General features: G+C 66.0%; 16 protein-coding genes. 8 read left to right on the top strand and 8 right to left on the bottom strand.

Going from position 1 to position 20,612, the window contains the following annotated elements; all coding sequences use genetic code 11:
• Window positions 1–10 precede the first annotated feature (10 nt).
• Both clpA and clpS read right to left on the bottom strand, forming a co-directional pair.
• Window positions 11–2,311, bottom strand: coding sequence for an ATP-dependent Clp protease ATP-binding subunit ClpA (gene clpA / locus SB786_RS23645; protein WP_011657720.1), 2,301 nt, complete (start codon window positions 2,309–2,311; stop codon window positions 11–13).
• A complete protein-coding gene (clpS, locus tag SB786_RS23640; RefSeq protein ID WP_006398529.1) occupies window positions 2,308–2,622 on the bottom strand; it encodes an ATP-dependent Clp protease adapter ClpS in 315 nt (104 codons plus the stop codon). Before clpS ends, clpA begins: the two co-directional genes overlap by 4 nt.
• Window positions 2,623–3,168: 546 nt before the next feature.
• Here clpS and SB786_RS23635 point away from each other — a divergent pair.
• Window positions 3,169–3,372: a cold-shock protein gene (locus SB786_RS23635; protein ID WP_004196460.1), complete on the top strand. Its 204-nt coding sequence runs from the start codon at window positions 3,169–3,171 to the stop codon at window positions 3,370–3,372.
• Between the two features lie 176 nt (window positions 3,373–3,548).
• Here SB786_RS23635 and SB786_RS23630 read toward each other — a convergent pair whose 3' ends face one another.
• Entirely contained in the window at window positions 3,549–5,147 is a 1,599-nt protein-coding gene (locus tag SB786_RS23630) for a multicopper oxidase family protein (protein WP_410729606.1), read from the bottom strand.
• A gap of 659 nt (window positions 5,148–5,806) precedes the next feature.
• Here SB786_RS23630 and SB786_RS23625 point away from each other — a divergent pair.
• Complete coding sequence (locus SB786_RS23625; protein WP_011657722.1) at window positions 5,807–6,031, top strand: hypothetical protein; 225 nt, start codon at window positions 5,807–5,809, stop codon at window positions 6,029–6,031.
• Window positions 6,032–6,148: 117 nt separating this feature from the next.
• On the opposite strand, the gene SB786_RS23620 is transcribed toward SB786_RS23625, so the two are convergent.
• Window positions 6,149–8,377: an NADP-dependent isocitrate dehydrogenase gene (locus tag SB786_RS23620; protein ID WP_410729605.1), complete on the bottom strand. Its 2,229-nt coding sequence runs from the start codon at window positions 8,375–8,377 to the stop codon at window positions 6,149–6,151.
• 280 nt (window positions 8,378–8,657) lie between these two features.
• Window positions 8,658–9,914 (bottom strand): NADP-dependent isocitrate dehydrogenase, encoded by a 1,257-nt coding sequence (icd, locus tag SB786_RS23615; protein WP_410729604.1) that lies wholly within the window; start codon window positions 9,912–9,914, stop codon window positions 8,658–8,660.
• 274 nt (window positions 9,915–10,188) lie between these two features.
• Here icd and SB786_RS23610 point away from each other — a divergent pair, with 274 nt between their 5' ends.
• From SB786_RS23610 to SB786_RS23590, 5 genes are all read left to right on the top strand, one after another.
• Entirely contained in the window at window positions 10,189–10,767 is a 579-nt protein-coding gene (locus SB786_RS23610; protein ID WP_410729603.1) for a pseudouridine synthase, read from the top strand.
• Between the two features lie 289 nt (window positions 10,768–11,056).
• On the top strand, window positions 11,057–11,269 hold the full coding sequence (locus SB786_RS23605) for a hypothetical protein (protein ID WP_081472895.1): 213 nt from the start codon (window positions 11,057–11,059) through the stop codon (window positions 11,267–11,269).
• Window positions 11,270–11,429: 160 nt separating this feature from the next.
• On the top strand, window positions 11,430–11,930 hold the full coding sequence (locus SB786_RS23600; RefSeq protein WP_410729602.1) for a DUF192 domain-containing protein: 501 nt from the start codon (window positions 11,430–11,432) through the stop codon (window positions 11,928–11,930).
• Window positions 11,931–12,144: 214 nt separating this feature from the next.
• A complete protein-coding gene (gene fusA, locus SB786_RS23595) occupies window positions 12,145–14,256 on the top strand; it encodes an elongation factor G (protein ID WP_410729601.1) in 2,112 nt (703 codons plus the stop codon).
• 173 nt (window positions 14,257–14,429) lie between these two features.
• A complete protein-coding gene (locus tag SB786_RS23590) occupies window positions 14,430–15,440 on the top strand; it encodes a HoxN/HupN/NixA family nickel/cobalt transporter (protein WP_410729600.1) in 1,011 nt (336 codons plus the stop codon).
• Between the two features lie 648 nt (window positions 15,441–16,088).
• Here the strand turns inward: SB786_RS23590 and SB786_RS23585 are convergent.
• Window positions 16,089–17,333, bottom strand: a complete 1,245-nt coding sequence (locus SB786_RS23585; protein ID WP_410729599.1) for a hypothetical protein — start codon at window positions 17,331–17,333, stop codon at window positions 16,089–16,091.
• Window positions 17,334–17,367: 34 nt separating this feature from the next.
• Window positions 17,368–18,213 (bottom strand): aldo/keto reductase, encoded by an 846-nt coding sequence (locus SB786_RS23580; protein WP_410729598.1) that lies wholly within the window; start codon window positions 18,211–18,213, stop codon window positions 17,368–17,370.
• A gap of 166 nt (window positions 18,214–18,379) precedes the next feature.
• Here SB786_RS23580 and SB786_RS23575 point away from each other — a divergent pair, with 166 nt between their 5' ends.
• Window positions 18,380–19,126: a GntR family transcriptional regulator gene (locus SB786_RS23575; protein ID WP_034177022.1), complete on the top strand. Its 747-nt coding sequence runs from the start codon at window positions 18,380–18,382 to the stop codon at window positions 19,124–19,126.
• A gap of 21 nt (window positions 19,127–19,147) precedes the next feature.
• On the opposite strand, the gene SB786_RS23570 is transcribed toward SB786_RS23575, so the two are convergent.
• Window positions 19,148–20,539: a CoA transferase gene (locus SB786_RS23570; RefSeq protein ID WP_410729597.1), complete on the bottom strand. Its 1,392-nt coding sequence runs from the start codon at window positions 20,537–20,539 to the stop codon at window positions 19,148–19,150.
• Between the last annotated feature and the right edge of the window lie 73 nt (window positions 20,540–20,612).

Below are 20,612 nucleotides of genomic sequence, written 5' to 3'. Positions count from 1 at the left end.
GAATTATCGCTTACTCGACTTCGACCGTCTCTTCGTTCGGCTTGTGCGGCGGATTCGCCAGCTTGTCGAACGACAACTGAACCTTGTCGTTTTCGTCGACGTCGACCGTCACGTGCCCGCCGTTGACGAGCTTGCCGAACAGCAGTTCGTCGGCCAGCGCGCGACGGATCGTGTCCTGGATCAGCCGCTGCATCGGCCGCGCGCCCATCAGCGGGTCGAAGCCGTGCTTCGCGAGATGCTTGCGCAACGCGTCGGTGAACAACGCGTCGACCTTCTTCTCGTGCAGCTGCTCCTCGAGCTGGATCAGGAACTTGTCGACCACGCGCATGATGATTTCCTCATCGAGCGAGCGGAAGCTGATGATCGAATCCAGGCGGTTGCGGAACTCCGGCGTGAACAGACGCTTGATGTCGGTCATCTCGTCGCCCGTCTCGCGGCGCGTCGTGAAGCCGATCGTCGCCTTCTGCATCGACTCGGCGCCCGCGTTCGTCGTCATGATGATGATGACGTTGCGGAAATCCGCCTTGCGGCCGTTGTTGTCCGTCAGCGTGCCGTGGTCCATCACCTGCAGCAGCACGTTGAAGATGTCCGGATGCGCCTTCTCGATTTCGTCGAGCAACAGCACGCAATGCGGCTTCTTCGTGACGGCTTCGGTCAGCAGACCGCCCTGGTCGAACCCGACGTAGCCCGGCGGCGCGCCGATCAGGCGGCTCACCGCGTGACGCTCCATGTATTCCGACATGTCGAAGCGGATCAGCTCGATGCCGAGCGTGAACGCGAGCTGGCGCGCCACTTCGGTCTTGCCGACGCCCGTCGGGCCGGAGAACAGGAACGAACCGATCGGCTTGTCCATCTTGCCGAGGCCCGCGCGCGCCATCTTGATCGATGCGGCGAGCGCGTCGATCGCCGGATCCTGGCCGAACACGACGCTCTTCAGGTCGCGATCGAGCGTCTGCAGCTTGCTGCGATCGTCCTGCGACACGCTTTGCGCCGGCACGCGCGCGATCTTCGAGATGATTTCCTCGATCTCGCTCTTGCCAATCGTCTTCTTCTGCTTCGACTTGGGCAGGATGCGCTGTGCGGCGCCCGCTTCGTCGATCACGTCGATCGCCTTGTCCGGCAGGTGGCGGTCGGTGATGAAGCGCGCCGACAGTTCGGCCGCGGCCGACAGTGCGCCCGACGAATACTTGACGCCGTGATGCTCCTCGAAGCGCGACTTCAGCCCGCGCAGGATCGCGACCGTCTGCTCGACGGTCGGCTCCGTCACGTCGACCTTCTGGAAGCGCCGCGACAGCGCCGCGTCCTTCTCGAAGATGCCGCGATACTCGGTGAACGTGGTCGCGCCGATGCACTTGAGCGTGCCCGAGGACAGCGCCGGCTTCAGCAGGTTCGACGCGTCGAGCGTGCCGCCCGATGCGGCGCCCGCGCCGATCAGCGTATGGATCTCGTCGATGAACAGGATCGCGTGCGGACGCTCCTTCAGCTCCTTCAGCACCGTCTTCAGACGCTGCTCGAAGTCGCCGCGATACTTGGTGCCCGCGAGGAGCGCGCCCATGTCGAGCGAATACACCTGCGCGTTCGCGAGGATGTCCGGCACTTCGCCGCGCGTGATGCGATAGGCGAGCCCTTCCGCGATCGCGGTCTTGCCGACACCCGCTTCGCCCACGAGCAGCGGATTGTTCTTGCGGCGGCGGCACAGTACCTGCACGACGCGCTCGACCTCCGGCTCGCGGCCGATCAGCGGATCGATGCGGCCGTCCTTCGCCATCTGGTTCAGGTTCTGCGTGAACTGCGCGAGCGGCGTTTCCTTCTGCGCGTTCGCGTCTTCGCTTTCCGCGTTCGCGTCGGTCGACTTCGCGGCTTCGCCGCCGTTCGTCTTCGCGATGCCGTGCGAAATGAAGTTCACGACGTCCAGGCGCGTGACGCCCTGCTGCTGCAGGTAATAAACGGCGTGCGAATCCTTCTCGCCGAAGATCGCGACCAGCACGTTCGCGCCGGTGACTTCCTTCTTGCCGTTCGACGTCGACTGGACGTGCATGATCGCGCGCTGGATCACGCGCTGGAAACCGAGCGTCGGCTGGGTATCGACATCGTCGGTACCCGGAACGGTCGGTGTGTTGTCGTGGATGAAATTGCGCAGGTTCTGACGCAAGTCCTCGATGTTGGCCGCACACGCGCGCAACACCTCGGCTGCCGTCGGATTATCCAGCAGGGCCAGCAGCAGATGCTCGACCGTGATGAACTCATGGCGCGCCTGGCGTGCTTCCATGAACGCCATGTGCAGGCTGACTTCCAATTCCTGGGCAATCATGCTTCCTCCATCACGCACTGCAGCGGATGCCCGGCCTGCCGCGCATGGGTAACGACTTGCTCAACCTTGGTCGACGCGATGTCCCGCGTATAGACCCCACATACCCCTCGCCCTTCACGATGGACCTTCAGCATGATCTGCGTGGCCGTCTCGCGATCCTTCTTGAAATACTCCTGTACGACCATCACGACGAACTCCATCGGCGTGAAGTCGTCGTTCAGCAGCACCACCTTGTACATCGAAGGCGGCTTGAGCTTCTGCTGCTTGCGTTCCAGGACGGTGCTGTCCTGCTTGTCCGGGATAATCGCCATACACCCATTCTAAACAACTCGGACAGGCCCGCAATCCTGCCATTACCCGACCGACCGGCCGGCGCCCTCCCTGGTTCCCGACGACACGCGATCGTCTTCGCACCATACGAAAGCCGGCTGCGGTGCCGGCTTTCACGCGTGGCGCGGAACACGACCGTCAGGGGAGACTGCCCCGGACCGTCGCATCCGCATCCAGTATCCCACAAGCCGGGACGACTCGATCGCGTGTCACTCGAGCCTGGTATATGAGCCGATTATGCGACTTTTCAAGTCCGCGCGCTCGGCGGCATGCTGCGAAGCAAAGCCGGAAAAACCCTGAAAATGGGTTCTTTACAACGGCCCTCTAACCGTCTAAAAATTCTGCTTGACACTCAAATAAAGAGCGCCAACAATCAAGCTGGCACTTTTTTCAATTTGCCGGTTGGCGAAATGAAAGAGGCCGAAGGTGAGCTTGTGAGGGGGGAACGGCTGTATTTTCCGGTCGTTTAGCTTTTCGAGCGTGCTCGTGGTAAGTAGCAGCGACTGTGTGACAGGGGAAGTAGGAAAATGGCAACTGGTATCGTTAAGTGGTTCAACGACGCGAAGGGCTTCGGTTTCATCACCCCCGACGAGGGCGGTGAGGATCTGTTTGCGCACTTCTCGGCCATCAACATGCAGGGCTTCAAGACCCTGAAGGAAGGCCAGAAGGTGAGCTTCGAGGTCGTTCAAGGCCCGAAGGGCAAGCAAGCGTCGAACATCCAGGCCGCGTAAGGCACCGGATATTGGACGAAGAAACCCGGCATTGCGCCGGGTTTCTTTTTTTCAGGCCGGCCATTCGTTAATTCGATTGGCCGGCCTTTGCGTTCAATCCCGATTATTGAACACATATTGTCTTGTCGCACACGCAGATCGAACACCGTCATACGTGTGAAACATAATCGATCTCGTTACACGACCTTCAGCGTGCCCATCATGCCGAGATCCTCGTGTTCGAGAATATGGCAGTGAAACATGCGCTCGCCGGGCAGGTCTTGCGTGACGAGGATCGTCACCGTCTCGCCGCTGCGCACGTTCACGGTATCGCGCCACGCGCGGAATGGTTCGTTCGTGCGCGTGCCGTCCGATGCGCGCTCGATCACCTGGAATTGCGTGCCGTGCAAATGGAACGGGTGATCCATGTCGGTGGCATTGCGGATCGTCCAGCGCTCGACGTCGCCGCGGCGGCTCGTCAACGTCACGCGATGCGGTGCATAGGCCGCGCCGTTGATCGTGAAGCGCATCCCCGCCGGGCGGCCATGCATCGGGCCGTTCATCATCGCGTCCATGTCCATCTCTTCGCCGAACGCGACTTCCTTGTGCGCGACCGGCTCGCCGAGCGCCGGCACCGCGCGCAGCGTCGCCGGCAGCGCACGGGCGGCGGCGGGTGCGAACGCGACGTCGGCCAGCGGCAGCGCCGGATCGGGCGGCAGGCTGCCGTGGCCGTCGTCGTGCGACATCGCCATCTTGCGGCGGTCGTATTCGGCCGCCTGCAGCACGGCGCGTGACGCGCGCTCGCCCGCACGCACCAGCAGTTCGGCACGCTCCCCCGGCGCGAGCAGCAGCGACGTCACGCGGCGCGGCGCATCGAAGAGCCCGCCGTCCGTGCCGGCATGCTCGAACGCGCGGCCGTCGTCGAACGCCACGCGCAGGTAGCGCGCGCTGCACGCGTTCCACACGCGCCAGCGCTCGTCACTCGCGACGTCGATCCGCGGCCGGCGCGCACCGTTGACGAGCACGAACTGGCCTTCGCGGCCGTTCATCCAGTCCATCATGTCGTTCGGCGCAATCGTGCCGTCGCGCGCAAGCTTCAGGTCGGACACGAACAGGTTGCGCTCGGGCCAGCCGGCGAGCGGATCGTCGGCGGCGCGCACGACGAACGGGCCGGCCAGCCCGCGGAACACCTGCTCGGCGGTCATCATGTGCGGATGCGGGTGATACCAGTAGGTGCCGGCACTGCCCTTCGGCAGCGTGAAGCGGTACACGTGCGACGCACCCGGCGCGACCGGGTCGGACGGGTTGCCGTCCTGGTCGGGCGGCACCGGCAGGCCATGCCAGTGGATCGTCGACGGTTGCGGCAGCTTGTTCACGAAGCGGATTTCGACCGTATCGCCCTCGCGTACGTCGATCAACGGACCGACCACCGGCCCCTGCGTGCCCGTGCCGAACTGCCAGAACGTCGTCGGGCGCGCGCCGTGCAGAAGCGGACGCGCGACCGGCTGCGCGACCAGCGTCGCGCGGAACGTGCCGGGCTCACGGCTTTCGTTCGCGAGCGTGCGCAGCGACGCGAGCGGCGCGCCGGCTGGCAGCGCATCGGCCGCCGCGAGCGCGGCCGGCGCCGGCTTCGCGTGCTGCATGTGGCCCGTCATCCCTGACATGCCGGGCATGTCGTCCATCTGATCCATGCCGGCCATGCCCGCATGTGCGGCATGCTGCGCCCACGCGGTGCGCGCAAACAGCGATGCGGCCGCCACGCCGATGGCATGCGACAGGAAGGTTCTCCGTATCATCAATCGTTCCTCGTTATTCATGCTGCGTCGCGCGGCCGTCGCGACACCCGCGCCGGCCGGTGCGCAAAGCGCCCATGCGCGACGCGAAACCTGAAGCCCGCGTCATCATAACCGCGGGTCGCGGCCGAAGCACCGCAGCACAGCGCGAGCGGCGATACGCCGCAGTGGGCGGTTGGGCCTAAGGGCCCGGACGCCGTTCGTGCGGCGTTTTCGATCATCGGTCGACGCCGCAACGCCCTACCGCTTTCACGCCGGCGGCCCTCTAGACGGCCTTCGCTGCCCGTATGCGCTCCCAATCGAGGGCAATTCGTCCCTCCGGTTCATCCCGCCAGCGTCACGCCTTACACCTTCGATGCATGGACTCCCTCGATTTTTCACGATGCGGAACAAGTCACTGCGTTATAAAAATTCGTGGTGCACGGCACAAATTCGCTGTTTCGCGATGCCAAAAATCGTTCCGCAATACAAAACGGACAAAATAAATGGCTGTTTTTAAAAAGGAATTTTTGTTTCGAGAAAGCGTTCTACGCGCACCATCGGTCGCGGCCGCGGACGTAGACTGGGTTCCATGCACCGACGCTTCGCCACCACGGTCGATACGAAACCCAACCGGCGAGCGGCACAACAGGATCGCTTGCAATCAGAAAGGGAGAACGGAAATGAAGGGATTTCGCTTTGGTTCAGCGCTCGGGTCGTTCTACATCCTGCCGGGTAACGGCGGCTGGGAAGCGACGTTCGGCAACGCTCTGCTCGGCGCGTTCTCGTGCCCGGAAGTCGCCGCCGACCACATCTCCCGCGGCGACTGCGAGCAACCGACCGAACTCGATACGGCCACGCTCGAAGTGCCGCCCGAAATCAGCGAATGGGAAATCGTGCACGTCTGAATGGCACGCCTGCAACGAAAAACGCCCCGGGCGACCGGGGCGTTTTTATTGTCGGCGACGCGGCGAGCCGTGAAGCCCGCCGCCGTTGCCGTCGCGCGCGTGTGGGCGCGGCCGGCGTCAGGCGACTGCGTCGACGATGGCGTTCAGCGTTGCGCTCGGGCGCATCGCGTGGCTCGTCAGCTCGACGTTCGGACGGTAGTAGCCGCCGATCGCCTGCGCGGTGCCCTGCGCGGCCGACAGTTCTTCCAGGATGCGAGCTTCGCTGTCGGCCAGCGACTTCGCGACGCCTTCGAACTGCGCCTTCAGCGCGGCATCGTCAGTCTGCTCGGCCAGCGCCTGCGCCCAGTACAGGCACAGGTAGAAGTGGCTGCCGCGGTTGTCGAGGCCGCCGACCTTGCGTGCAGGCGACTTGTTCTCGTCCAGGAACTTGCCGGTCGCCTGGTCGAGCGTCTTCGCGAGCACGAGCGCCTTCGGGTTCTGGTAAGCGTGGCCGAGGTGTTCGAGCGACGCGGCCAGCGCGAGGAATTCGCCCAGCGAATCCCAGCGCAGGAAGCCTTCCTCGACGAACTGCTGCACGTGCTTCGGTGCCGAGCCGCCCGCGCCCGTTTCGAACATCCCGCCGCCGGCCATCAGCGGCACGATCGACAGCATCTTCGCGCTCGTGCCGAGTTCCATGATCGGGAACAGGTCGGTCAGGTAGTCGCGCAGCACGTTGCCCGTGACCGAGATCGTGTCCTTGCCCGCGCGGATGCGCTCGAGCGAGAAACGCGTCGCGTCGACCGGCGTCATGATGCGGATGTCGAGGCCGTTCGTGTCGTGATCCTTCAGGTAGCGTTCGACCTTCGCGATGATCTGCGCGTCGTGCGCACGGGCCGGGTCGAGCCAGAACACGGCCGGCGCGCCGGTCGCGCGGGCACGGTTCACCGCGAGCTTGACCCAGTCCTGCACCGGTGCGTCCTTCGTCTGGCACATGCGCCAGATGTCGCCCGACTCGACCGCGTGCTCGAGCAGCACGTTGCCGGCTTCGTCCGTGACGCGCACGACGCCATCGGCCGGGATCAGGAACGTCTTGTCGTGCGAACCGTATTCCTCGGCCGCCTGCGCCATCAAGCCGACGTTCGGCACGCTGCCCATCGTGACCGGGTCGAATGCGCCGTGCTGCTTGCAATCTTCGATCACGGCCTGGTAGACGCCCGCGTAGCAGCGGTCCGGAATCACGGCCTTCGCGTCGGACAGTTCGCCGTCCGGGCCCCACATGCCGCCCGAGTCGCGGATCATCGCCGGCATCGATGCGTCGACGATCACGTCGCTCGGCACGTGCAGGTTCGTGATGCCCTTGTCGGAGTTGACCATCGCGAGACGCGGGCGCACCGCGTATTCGGCCTTGACGTCGGCTTCGATCACTTCGCGCGTGTCGGCCGGCAGATCCTTCAGGCGCGCGTACAGGTCGCCGATCCCGTTGTTCGGGTTGAAGCCGAGTTTCGCCAGCACGTCCGCGTGCTTGGTGAGCGCGTCGCTGTAGAACACCGACACGAAGTGACCGAACAGGATCGGGTCCGAGACCTTCATCATGGTCGCCTTCAGGTGCACCGAGAACAGCACGTCCTGCGCCTTCGCGTCGGCGATCTGCGCTTCGATGAAGCTGCGCAGCGCGTTGCGGCTCATCACCGATGCGTCGATGATTTCATCGGCCTTCACGGCCGTCTTTTCCTTCAGCACCTTCTTCACGCCGTCGCTCGTCGTGAGTTCGATCTTCACGCTGCCGGCCGCGGCAATCAGCGCCGACTTTTCGCTGCCGTAGAAGTCGCCTTCGCTCATGTGCGCGACGTGCGCCTTCGACGTGGCCTTCCATGCGCCCATCTTGTGCGGGTGCTTGCGTGCGTAGTTCTTCACCGACAGCGGCGCGCGGCGATCCGAGTTGCCTTCGCGCAGCACCGGGTTCACCGCGCTGCCCTTGATCTTGTCGTAGCGGGCCTTGACCGCCTTTTCTTCGTCGGTCGACGGGTCTTCCGGATACGCCGGCAGCTTGTAGCCCTGCGCCTGCAGTTCGGCGATCGCGGCCTTGAGCTGCGGCACCGATGCGCTGATGTTCGGCAGCTTGATGATGTTCGCTTCCGGCTTCAGCGTGAGCTGGCCCAGTTCGGCCAGATCGTCGGAACCCTTCTGCTCCGGCGGCAGGACGTCGGCGAATGCCGCGATGATGCGGCCGGCGAGCGAGATGTCGCGCGTTTCGACGGCGACGCCGGACGAGCGCGTGAAGGCCTTGACGATCGGCAGCAGCGAATAGGTCGCGAGCGCGGGCGCTTCGTCGGTGAGGGTGTAGATGATCTTGGGCGAAGTGGACATGGTGGTCAAAGCGTTGCTACGTGAATGTTGGACTGAGAAGCGCCGGCGATAACCGGCGGGGAGCGACCGGGTGGGTCGCGAAAGGGGCGCGCCGGCTAGCCGGGCGGTGGTGTTGCGAGGGCCGTCATGTTCTACCTTGCAGGGCATGCGGGCCGCAGCGCGGCGCCGCGGCCCGCACGCCGGACCGCCCTGCCAACAAACCTGCCATTCACGAAACGCCCCGGCGCCGGCAGTAGGAGCCGGGGCGGCCGGCGATCCGCCGGCCCACCCCGGAAGGGGCTTACATGTTCTCGATCAGCACTTCGCCGAAGCCGGAGCACGACACCTGCGTCGCGCCTTCCATCAGGCGCGCGAAGTCGTACGTGACGCGCTTCTGCAGGATCGACTTTTCCATCGCGGCGATGATCGTGTCGGCCGCTTCCGTCCAGCCGAGGTGGCGCAGCATCATTTCCGCCGACAGGATCTCGGAACCGGGGTTCACGTAATCCTTGCCCGCGTACTTCGGCGCCGTGCCGTGCGTCGCCTCGAACATCGCGACCGAATCCGACAGGTTCGCGCCCGGCGCGATCCCGATGCCACCGACCTGCGCGGCCAGTGCGTCGGAGATGTAGTCGCCGTTCAGGTTCAGCGTCGCGATCACGTCGTATTCGGCCGGACGCAGCAGGATCTGCTGCAGGAACGCGTCGGCGATCGAATCCTTGATGACGATCTCGTTGCCCGTCTTCGGGTTCTTCACCCGCATCCACGGGCCGCCGTCGATCAGCTCGCCGCCGAATTCCTTCTGGGCGAGCGCGTAGCCGGCGTCACGGAACAGGCCTTCCGTGAACTTCATGATGTTGCCCTTGTGCACCAGCGTGACCGACTTGCGATCGTTGTCGATCGCGTACTGGATCGCCTTTCGCACGAGGCGCTCGGTGCCTTCGGTCGACACGGGCTTGACGCCGATCCCCGAGGTTTCCGGGAAGCGGATCTTCTTCACGCCCATCTCGTCCTGCAGGAACTTGATCACCTTCTTCGCCTGCTCGGAGCCCGCGGCCCACTCGATGCCTGCGTAGATGTCTTCCGAGTTCTCGCGGAAGATCACCATGTCGATCTTTTGCGGCTCGCGCACCGGCGAGGGCACGCCCTTGAAATACTGGACCGGGCGCAGGCACACGTACAGGTCGAGCTCCTGGCGCAGCGCGACGTTCAGCGAACGGATGCCGCCGCCGACCGGGGTCGTGAGCGGCCCCTTGATCGACACCACGTATTCCTTCAGCACCTGCAGCGTTTCGTCCGGCAGCCACACGTCCGGACCGTACACCTTCGTCGCCTTCTCGCCCGCGAAGATCTCCATCCAGTGGATCTTGCGCTTGCCCTTGTACGCATAGGCGACCGCCGCGTCGACGACCTTGATCATGACCGGCGTGATATCGAAGCCCGTACCGTCGCCTTCGATATAGGGAATGATCGGTTGATCGGAAACGTTGAGCGAGTAGTCCTTGTTGACGGTGATCTTGTCACCGCCCTCCGGAACCTTGATGTGCTGATACGGCATGATCGACTCCCGTGACGTGGCTGAGCAGGTGGTGCTGGTCGAAACTGCGCGCGCGGCGAGGTGGCCTTGCCACCTTCGTGACGGCAACAGCGAGCCGCTATTCTAGCGCCCGAATCGGGGCCGGCGGCACGAAGCGCGACGCTGCGTATCAAGTCTTCCCTTATGTCTTATATAAGACAGATGACTTGCCGTTCCGTATTATGCATTAAGATTCCGCCATTTGCCATAGACCGCCGGCCCGCCTCCCCGCGGCACGCCGGGCGGGCGCCCCGCCATGACCTTGATCGCCCTCAACAAGCCGTTCGGCACGATTTGCCAGTTTTCCGCGCACGAGACGCGGCCGTCGCTCGGCGACTGGGTAAAAACGCCCGGCGTCTATCCGGCCGGCCGGCTGGACGCGGACAGCGAGGGCCTGCTGCTGCTCACCGACGACGGCGCGCTGCAGGCGCGCATCGCGGAGCCGCGCCACAAGCTCGTCAAGCGCTACTGGGCGCAGGTCGACGGCGCGCCGGGCCCGGCCGACCTGAAGGCGCTCGCGCGCGGCGTCGATCTCGGCGACTACGTGACGCGCCCGTGCCGCGCGGAATTCATCGAGCCGCCCGATGCGCTGTGGCCGCGCAACCCGCCGATCCGCTACCGCGCCGCGATTCCGACCACGTGGATCGAACTGGCGATCACCGAAGGCAAGAATCGGCAGGTGCGCCGGATGACGGCCGCGCTCGGCTTCCCGACGTTGCGTCTCGTGCGCGTCGGCATTGGCGCGCTCGACATATTCGCGCTCGGCATTGCACCGGGCGAAACAATCGCGCTGCCGCCGCGGGCTCCGTGGGACGGTTTCGCACGGGACGCATGAGTGCGCCGGCAACTTTCGATTTTTTCGTCATCTTTTTCGTCAACCGCCGGCGAAGATCGCGCGTTAAACCACGCAGATGCCATCCTGAGCTATCCGGCATTGGCAGCCGAACCGGTATTTCCGTGTTTGCGTCACGAAAGCGACGTTTTCTTCGAATACGATTCGGCGCCCGCAGCGCAATGAGAAATTTCTCGAAGCGTCTGTCAACCGAAAGGTGGATGGCACCGTTAGACGACATGACTCCTATGCCGGGTCATTTGGTTAATTAACTAAAGCTGAGGAACACAACATGAACAAACTGATCGCCGCTCTGGTCGCTGGTCTCTTCGCAACGGCTGCTTTCGCACAAGCTTCGGCTCCGGAAGCTGCTTCGGCTGCTGCTCCGGCAGCTGCTTCGGCACCGGCAAAGAAGGCCCACGCCAAGAAGCATCACGCCAAGAAGCACCACGCAGCGAAGAAGGCTGCTAGCGAAGCCGAAGCCCCGGCAGCTGCTTCGAACTAAGCAAGCTGGTTGTAATAACGCAGTCAAGAACACGCAGTCTTGCCGTTCTTACGGCGTTGAAAGGCAGATCACCGCGAGGCGATCTGCCTTTTTCTTTTTTGTGCCCGCCGGCGCGCTTCGCGTACCATGCGGGTCTCGTTTTCCCGATAGGAGCCTTGCTGTGCGATTCTCCCTGCGCTCGTCGCTCGGCCGCCTTGCGCGCGCCGCCGTGTTTCCCGCCGCGCTCGCCGTCCTCGCACTCGGCGTGCACACCGCCCACGCGCAGATGCCGCCCGGCGCCAAGCAGCCGGGCGAGTTCCCGCACGTGAAGCTGCGCGCCGGCATGTACGTGATCGACGCGGCCGTCGCCGCGAACGACGCCGACCGCGAACAGGGGCTGATGTACCGGTCGCAGCTCGCGCCGAACGAAGGCATGCTGTTCGTGTTCAACGAGAACGCCGTGCACTGCTTCTGGATGAAGAACACGCTGATCCCGCTGTCGATCGCGTTCATCCGCGCGGACGGCACGATCACCGACATCGACGAGATGCGGGCCGAGACGACCGACAATCACTGCCCGCGCAACAACGGCGTCTATGCGCTCGAAATGAGCAAGGGCTGGTTCGCCGCGAAGGGCATCAAGCCGGGCATGAAGCTCGACGGGCTGCCCAAGCCCCAGTAACGGCGAATGCCGCGGCGGCGCCGCGCATCGACCGACGCCGGCCGCCCGTTGCGCGCCGGCTTTTTTTCGCGTGCCGCCGGCACCCGCCTTGATTCGGCCGACGCTGGCCGCATCTGCAAAAGCCACGGACAAGCGCTATCCTTTAAATCTCGCTTGTTCCAATCCGGACCGGCCCAGCCGGCCCGCTTACGATCCGAACCACCAGGAGGTTCACGTGCCCCGCAAAACCCCCATCGAGCGCTATCGCAACATCGGGATCAGCGCTCACATCGATGCCGGCAAGACCACGACGACCGAGCGCATCCTGTTTTACACCGGCGTGAGCCACAAGATCGGCGAAGTGCACGACGGCGCGGCCACGATGGACTGGATGGAGCAGGAGCAGGAGCGCGGCATCACGATCACGTCGGCCGCGACCACGGCCTTCTGGAAGGGCATGGCCGGCAACTATCCGGAACACCGGATCAACATCATCGACACCCCCGGGCACGTCGACTTCACGATCGAGGTCGAACGCTCGATGCGTGTGCTCGACGGTGCGTGCATGGTCTACGACTCGGTCGGCGGCGTGCAGCCGCAGTCCGAAACCGTGTGGCGCCAGGCGAACAAGTACAAGGTGCCGCGCATCGCGTTCGTCAACAAGATGGACCGCGTCGGCGCGGATTTCTTCCGTGTGCAGCGCCAGATCGGCGAGCGCCTGAAGGGCGTCGCGGTGCCGATCCAGATTCCGATCGGCGCGGAAGATCATTTCCAGGGCGTCGTCGATCTCGTCAAGATGAAGGCGATCGTCTGGGACGACGAAAGCCAGGGCGTGAAGTTCTCCTACGAGGAGATCCCGGCGAATCTCGCCGAGCTCGCGCACGAATGGCGCGGGAAGATGGTCGAGGCCGCCGCGGAAGCCAGCGAGGAATTGCTCGAGAAGTATCTGCACGACCATGAGTCGCTGACCGAGGACGAGATCAAGGGCGCGCTGCGCCAGCGCACGATCGCGAACGAGATCGTGCCGATGCTGTGCGGCAGCGCGTTCAAGAACAAGGGTGTGCAGGCGATGCTCGACGCGGTGATCGACTATCTGCCGTCGCCGGTCGACGTGCCGGCCATCCTCGGCCACGACTTCGCCGATCCGGAAAAACCGGCGGAACGCCACCCGAGCGACGACGAGCCGTTCTCGTCGCTCGCGTTCAAGATCATGACGGACCCGTTCGTCGGCCAGCTGATCTTCTTCCGCGTGTATTCGGGCGTCGTCAATTCGGGCGACACGGTGCTGAACGCGACGAAGGACAAGAAGGAGCGGCTCGGCCGGATCCTGCAGATGCACGCGAACGAGCGCAAGGAAATCAAGGAAGTGCGCGCGGGCGACATCGCGGCGGCGGTCGGCCTGAAGGAAGCGACGACGGGCGACACGCTGTGCGATCCGGCCAAGCCGATCATCCTCGAGAAGATGGAATTCCCGGAGCCGGTGATCTCGCAGGCCGTCGAGCCGAAGACGAAGGCCGACCAGGAGAAGATGGGCCTCGCGCTGAACCGTCTCGCGCAGGAGGATCCGTCGTTCCGCGTGCAGACCGACGAGGAAAGCGGCCAGACCATCATCTCGGGGATGGGCGAGCTGCACCTCGAAATCCTGGTCGACCGGATGAAGCGCGAGTTCGGCGTCGAGGCCACGGTCGGCAAGCCGCAGGTCGCCTATCGCGAAACGGTGCGCACTACGGCGTCCGACGTCGAAGGCAAGTTCGTCAAGCAGTCGGGCGGGCGCGGCCAGTACGGGCATGCGGTGATCACGCTCGAGCCGAACCCGGGCAAGGGCTACGAGTTCCTCGATGAAATCAAGGGCGGCGTGATTCCGCGCGAGTTCATCCCGGCCGTCGACAAGGGCATCACCGAAACGCTGAAGAGCGGCGTGCTCGCCGGCTACCCCGTCGTCGACGTGAAGGTGCACCTGACGTTCGGCTCGTACCACGACGTCGACTCGAACGAAAACGCGTTCCGGATGGCCGGCTCGATGGCGTTCAAGGAAGCGATGCGCCGCGCGAAACCCGTGCTGCTCGAGCCGATGATGGCCGTCGAGGTCGAGACGCCCGAGGATTTCATGGGCAACGTGATGGGCGACCTGTCGAGCCGGCGCGGCATCGTGCAGGGGATGGAGGACATCGCGGGCGGCGGCGGCAAGCTCGTGCGCGCCGAAGTGCCGCTGGCCGAGATGTTCGGCTATTCGACGTCGCTGCGCTCGGCAACGCAAGGCCGTGCGACGTACACGATGGAGTTCAAGCAGTACGCTGAAACGCCGGCGAACGTGTCGGAAGGCGTGATCAACGCGAAAGTGAAGTAAGCGCCGGGCGCGTGCGCCCGACCACAAGCCGCAGGCCCGTCCGGTTCCGGACGGGCTTTTTTTCATCCGTCGCATGCGCCGATGCGGGCCGCGGCCGACGTTTTCGATCGGCACGCCAGGTGTTTTTTTCACATGTCACAATGGATCGCGATTCGTCCGACGGAACCTTTCCCATGCCGCCCACCCCTGCCCTGCGCCGCCTGCTGACGCTGTATGCGGGCCTGATCGCCGCCAACATCGCCGTCTGGCTGGGGGCGCTCGCGGTGCTGCGCGACCATCCACTGCTGCTCGGCACCGCGGCGATCGCGTACGGGCTCGGGCTGCGTCACGCAGTCGACGCCGATCACATCGCCGCGATCGACGTCGCGACGCGCAAGCTGATGCAGGACGGCCAGCGTCCGGTGTCCGTCGGCCTGTTCTTTTCGCTCGGCCACTCGACGATCGTGATTGCCGCGACACTCGGTATCGCGCTGACCGCGTTCGCGCTGCGCGACCGTTTCGACGCATTCCGCGAGATCGGCGGCACGATCGGCACGGCGGTGTCCGCGACTTTCCTGCTCGTGCTCGCATGCATGAACCTGGTGATCCTGCGCGGCGTGTGGCGGCGCTATCGCGGCGCGCCGGACCATGCTCACCGCGGCGCGCACACGCATCGGGCGGGCGGCCTCGTGTCGCGGCTGCTGCGCCCGCTGTTCCGGTTCGTGTCGAAAAGCTGGCACATGTATCCGGTCGGCGTGCTGTTCGGCCTCGGTTTCGATACTGCAACAGAAATCGCGCTGCTCGCAATCGCGGCCGCGCAGGCAAGCCACGCGCTGCCGCTCTATACGGTCATGCTGTTTCCCGCGCTGTTCGCGGCGGGCATGACGCTGATCGACTCGACCGACAATGTGCTGATGATTCACGCGTACGGTTGGGCGATGGACGACCCGCAGCGCAAGCTGCTCTATAACGCGAGCATCACGCTGCTGTCGGCGGTCGTTGCGCTGGCCGTCGGCGGGATCGAGGCCGCCGGCCTGCTCGCCGACAAACTGTCGCTGACGGGCCCCGTACGCGATGCGCTCGATACGCTCGGCGAGCACTTCGGCGCGATCGGCTATGGCATCGTCGCGCTGTTCCTCGTCGGCTGGATCGCGTCGATCCTGTGCCATCGCTGGCCGCGCGCTGCCGATACAACGGCGCGCTGATCTGGTCAGACGTTTCATTCCGGAAACAAAATGCTCGCCACAGCGTTTCACGCGCTGTCGGCGATATGTGCACGCCTTGCGCCACGGGCATAGCCGGCCGGTGGCACGAATCTCGCAGTTAGGGATTCGCACGGCGGGCCCGCGTGCCGATCCGTGTTCGCGGCTGGCCTCCGACGCCGGTCCGACACGCATCGGCCGCCGAAACGACATTGCATCGTTGCTGGTCCCCTGCATCACATGTTGATGGTCGCGCGTGACGAGGCATCGCGCCAATCGGGGAGATGAATGATGAGTATAACGAAACAATTGTCCCGCACGGCGGGCCGGTGCTTTCACACGACCCTGCTGGCCGCAGCCGCGTTTGCATGCTGCTGCTCGTACGCCAGTGCGCAGGACGCGACGCCTGGCGCCTCGCCCGACGCGATTGCCGGCGCGGACCCCGTCATGATGCTGGTCGAGAACGCGGCGTCCTGCGCTGCCAATCCGGCTGCATGCGCGGTACACGTCTATGCCGGCCGTGGCGCGGCAGGCAGCGGTGCCGGCAATACCACTGGCGGTGGCAGTCCGGGCAATAGCGGCAATGGCGGCAATGCCGGAAGCGGCGGGAACGGCGCTGTCGGTCCCGCAGGTGTCGGTGGATCCGCGGGATCAACATCCGGCGGTATGAACGGCACGGGCCGTGGCGGCAATGCATCCGGCAACGGAGGTAACGGTAATGGGACTTCGGGTGGTGGCACTTCGGGTGGTGGCACTTCGGGTGGTGGCACTTCGGGTGGCGGTACTTCGGGTGGCGGTACTTCTGGCGGTGGTACTTCTGGCGGTGGTACTTCTGGTGGCGGCACTTCTGGTGGCGGCACTTCTGGTGGCGGCACTTCGGGTGGCGGTACTTCGGGTGGCGGCACTTCTGGTGGCGGCACTTCGGGTGGCGGCACTTCGGGCGGCGGCACTTCGGGTGGCGGCACTTCGGGTGGCGGCACTTCGGGTGGCGGTACTTCGGGCGGCGGCACTTCGGGTGGCGGTACTTCGGGCGGCGGCACTTCTGGTGGCGGCACTTCGGGTGGCGGCGGTTCGGGTGGCGGCGGTTCGGGTGGCGGCAGTTCGGGTGGTCATGGTGGTCACGACGGCGGTGGTCATGGCAACGGTGGCGGCAATGGCAATGGCAACGGCAGTGGTGGTGCCGGCAATGGTGGTGGAAATGGCGTAGGTAACGGCGGCGGTCACGGTGGCGGCAATGGCGGCGGCAACGGTGGCGGCAACGGTGGCGGCAACGGTGGAGGTCACGGCGGCGGCAACGGCGGCGGTCACGGTGGCGGCAGCGGCAGCGGCGGCGGCAGCGGCAGCGGCAGCGGCGGCGGCGGCGGCGGCAACGGCGGCGGCAACGGCGGCGGCAATGGCGGCGGTCACGGTGGCGGCAGCGGCGGCGGCAGCGGCGGCGGCAGCGGCAGCGGCGGCGGCAACGGTGGCGGCAACGGTGGCGGCAGCGGTGGCGGCAATGGCGGCGGTCACGGTGGCGGCAGCGGCAGCGGCAGCGGCGGCGGCGGCAACGGTGGCGGCAGCGGCGGCGGCAGCGGTGGCGGCACTGGTGGCGGTCACGGCAGCGGCAGCGGTGGCAGTGGCGGCAGTGGCGGTCACGGCAACGGGAACGGCAATGGCAATGGCAGCGGCGGTGCCGGCAATGGCGGCGGTAGCGCCGGCGGCAACGGTGGCCAGGGTAACGGCGGCAATGGCAGCGGCGCCGGCGGTCATGGAACCGGTGGTCACGGCAACGGCGGCGGCAACGGTAATGGCAACGGCAATGGTGGCGCCGGCAACGGCGGCGCCAACGGTGTCGGCAACGGCAACGGCAATGGCAATGGCGGCAACGGCGGCAGCGGCGGATCGGCCGGTGGCCATGGCCACTGACCGACGCATCGCCTGAGCAGTGCCGTCAGAGCATTTCGAGCGCGCGCTTGCTGCGCGGCGGACGGAAATAACCGTCGATCTGCGCGCGCTCGTCATCGCTCAACACGAGATCGAGCGCCGCACGATTGTCGCGCACGTGCTCGATCCGCGACGCCTTCGGAATCGCGAACGCACCCGGTTGCGCGAGCACCCAGGCAAGCGCAACACGCGTCACCGACACGCCGCGCTGCCGCGCGATCTCGTCGAGCGGCGAGCGCTTCGGCAGCCGCCCGTGATCGACCGGACTGTAGGCCATTGCGGGTATCCGGTGGTCGGCGAGCCACGGCAGCAGGTCGAATTCCGGACCGCGCCGCGCGATGTTGTAGAGGATCTGGTTGGTCGCGCACGCGCCGCCGCCCGCCTCGTCGACGAGCTCGGCCATGTCGGCCGTATCGAAGTTGCTGACGCCCCAGTGCCGGATCTTGCCCGCGCGCCGCAACGCCTCGAACCCCTCGACCGTCTCCTCGAGCGGCACCGAACCGCGCCAGTGCAGCAGGTACAGGTCGAGATGATCGGTATGCAAACGCTCGAGGCTCGCCTCGCACGCGGCGACGACGCCGCGCCGGCTCGCATGATGCGGGTACACCTTGCTGACGAGGAACACGTCGTCGCGCAGGCCGGCCAGCGCCTCGCCGACGAGTTCCTCGGTCGCGCCGTCGCCGTACATCTCGGCGGTGTCGACCAGCGTCATCCCCAGCGCGATACCCTCGCGCAATGCGGCGATCTCGTCGGCGCGGCGCGCGGGCCGCTCGCCCATTTCCCAGGTGCCCAGCCCGAGCTTCGGAATCGTCTCGCCGTCCGGCAGGACGACCGTGGCGATCGTGTCTGTCATGCGTTCCTCGCTGCGGATTCGTGGCCGCCACCGCGGCCGAAGCATCGAATACGACGCATCAGTGTAGTCAATCGGTGCGGCGTTCGCGTATTACACGGCAAAAACCGGCTATAACGGCGCCGCATGATGACTTAGAATGGCCGGCAACCTGATCGATACCCATTCCATGAAGTCACCCACGGACGACCGCTGGCAGGACCTGCGCCCCGACCCCGATAACGACACGCCGCTCTATCTGCAGCTCGCCCGCAAGCTCGGCGACGCAATCCACGACAATCGCTGGGCGGCCGGCGAGGCGCTACCGTCCGAGCGCGTGCTGTCCGAAGCGCTCGGCGTGTCGCGCATCACCGCGCGCAAGGCGATCGCGCTACTCGTCGAGCAGGGCCTGATCCGCCGCACGCAGGGCGCCGGCAACTTCATCCAGCCGCGTTACGAGGATCCGCTGTCGCGGCTCTCCAGCTTCAGCGAGATGCTCGAGCGCCGTGGCTTCAAGCCGAGCTCGCAATGGCTCGAGCGCGAAATCCAGCCGGCGAATCGCGACGAAGTGATTCAGCTCGGCCTGTCGCCGGCCGCATCGGTTACGCGGCTGAAGCGCCTGCGCCTCGCCGACGGCATCGTGATGGCCGTCGAGAACTCGACGTTCCCCGCCACGCTGATCCCCGATCCGCAGGCGATCGGCGGTTCGCTGTACAGCTATCTCGAAGCGCGCGGCACGCCGATCGTGCGCGCGCTGCAGCATTTCCGCGCAGTCAATGCGACCGACGAGATCGCGCAACAGATGGGCATCGCGCCGCACGACGCGCTGCTGCTGATCACGCGCATCGGCTACACGGCGGACCAGCGCGCGATCGAGCTCACCGATACCTACTGCCGCAACGATTACTACGACTTCGTCGTCGAGCTGCGCAAGTAACGGGCACGGCGCCGCCGGCGCTCACAGCCAGCGCGCGCCGTCCGTGCCGAGCGGAACGGGCGGCCGAGCGAAGCGCGGCGGCGTCGCCGACAGGCGTTCGGCCGAGCGCACCGCACCGATCGTGCCGAACGGCGACGCGCTCCGGTCGATCCGGTCGCGCACGTCCTCAGGCGTAAGTTCCGGTGCGTGCAGACCGTCCGGCACCACGCCGAACGATTGCAGCCAGCGCCCCGTCTGCGCGAGCGACAACCGCACGTGCCAGCTTCCCCCTTCCGTCGCCCGCCGCGCGAGCGCGATCATCGCGCCGAACGCGGCCAGATACCCCGTCGCATGATCGAGCGCCTGGCACGGCAGATGGCGCGGGCCGTCCGCGTGCGCCGCGCGCTGCTCGCTCCATGCGATGCCGCTCGCCGACTGCACGAGGCTGTCGAAGCCGCGCCGCATCGACCACGGCCCCGCGTGCCCATACGCGGACACCGACACGCAGACGATGCCGGGCCGCAGTTCCGCGAGCGCCTGCGGCGAGAACCCGCGCGCGGCGAGCGCGCCCGGGCGATAGGCCTGCAGGAATACGTCGGCGTGGCGTGCGAGATCGCGCAACGCGGTAACGCCCGCCGGCTCGCGCAGGTCGATCCACGTCGAGCGCTTGCCGCGCCCGTTGTCGATCACGAGCGACGCGATGTTCGGCAGGTGCGGGCCGTTGACGAGCAGCGTTTGCGCGCCGTGCGACGCGAGCGTGCGGCCCGCGACCGGCCCCGCGATGATGCGCGTGAGATCGAGCACGCGCACGCCCGCGAGCGGCTGGTCGGGCTCGCCGCGTCCGATCGCCTCGACGGGTGCATCGCCGATGCGCTCGATCTCGAACAGCGGCAGCGACGCGAGCGCACGCGCCTGATCGTGCGAAGCCCATTCGTCAGGGGTTCTGATCAATGCCGCGCACAGGCCGGCCTCGGCCAGCGCGGTATCGAGCGCCGCGCCGTCCCACGTGCGGATCGCCGCGGCAACGTCGTCGCGCCGCGAGCCGCAGCCGAGCACGTCGAGAATCCCGTGCAGGTGATGCGCAAAGTTCGCATGCAGCTGGATCCAACGTCCGTCGCGCGTGTCGTAGAAGCCCGTCACCGGATGACGCGGCTCCGGCGGCGGGCCCTCGTCCACGCGCAGGTAGCGTTCGCTGCGGAACGCGACGAGCGCGTCGCGCATCGACACGTCGACGCGCTGCGCGACACCCGTGCGCAGCCGGTGACATTCGGCCGCTGCGAGGCCGGCTGCCGCGATCGTCGCCGCGGCCAGCGTGCCGACGTGGAACGTCGACGGCAGCGTCGGGTCCTGCCCCGTCACGGCCGCGCGGGCCAGCGCGTCAGGCGCGCCGTGCGCGACTTGCCACAAACGGGTCAATGCGAGTTCGGGTGTCATGGTGAAAGCACGCCGTTGAGGAGACTGAATCGAGTCTAGAATTCGCGACGGGTGCGATCAATCTTGATTGCGC

The sequence above is a fragment of the Burkholderia sp. SIMBA_062 genome, assembly GCF_046534765.1.
GTDB lineage: Bacteria > Pseudomonadota > Gammaproteobacteria > Burkholderiales > Burkholderiaceae > Burkholderia > Burkholderia ambifaria.
Note: the sequence above shows the minus strand (reverse complement) of the source record. Positions and strands in the feature narration are given on the sequence as shown.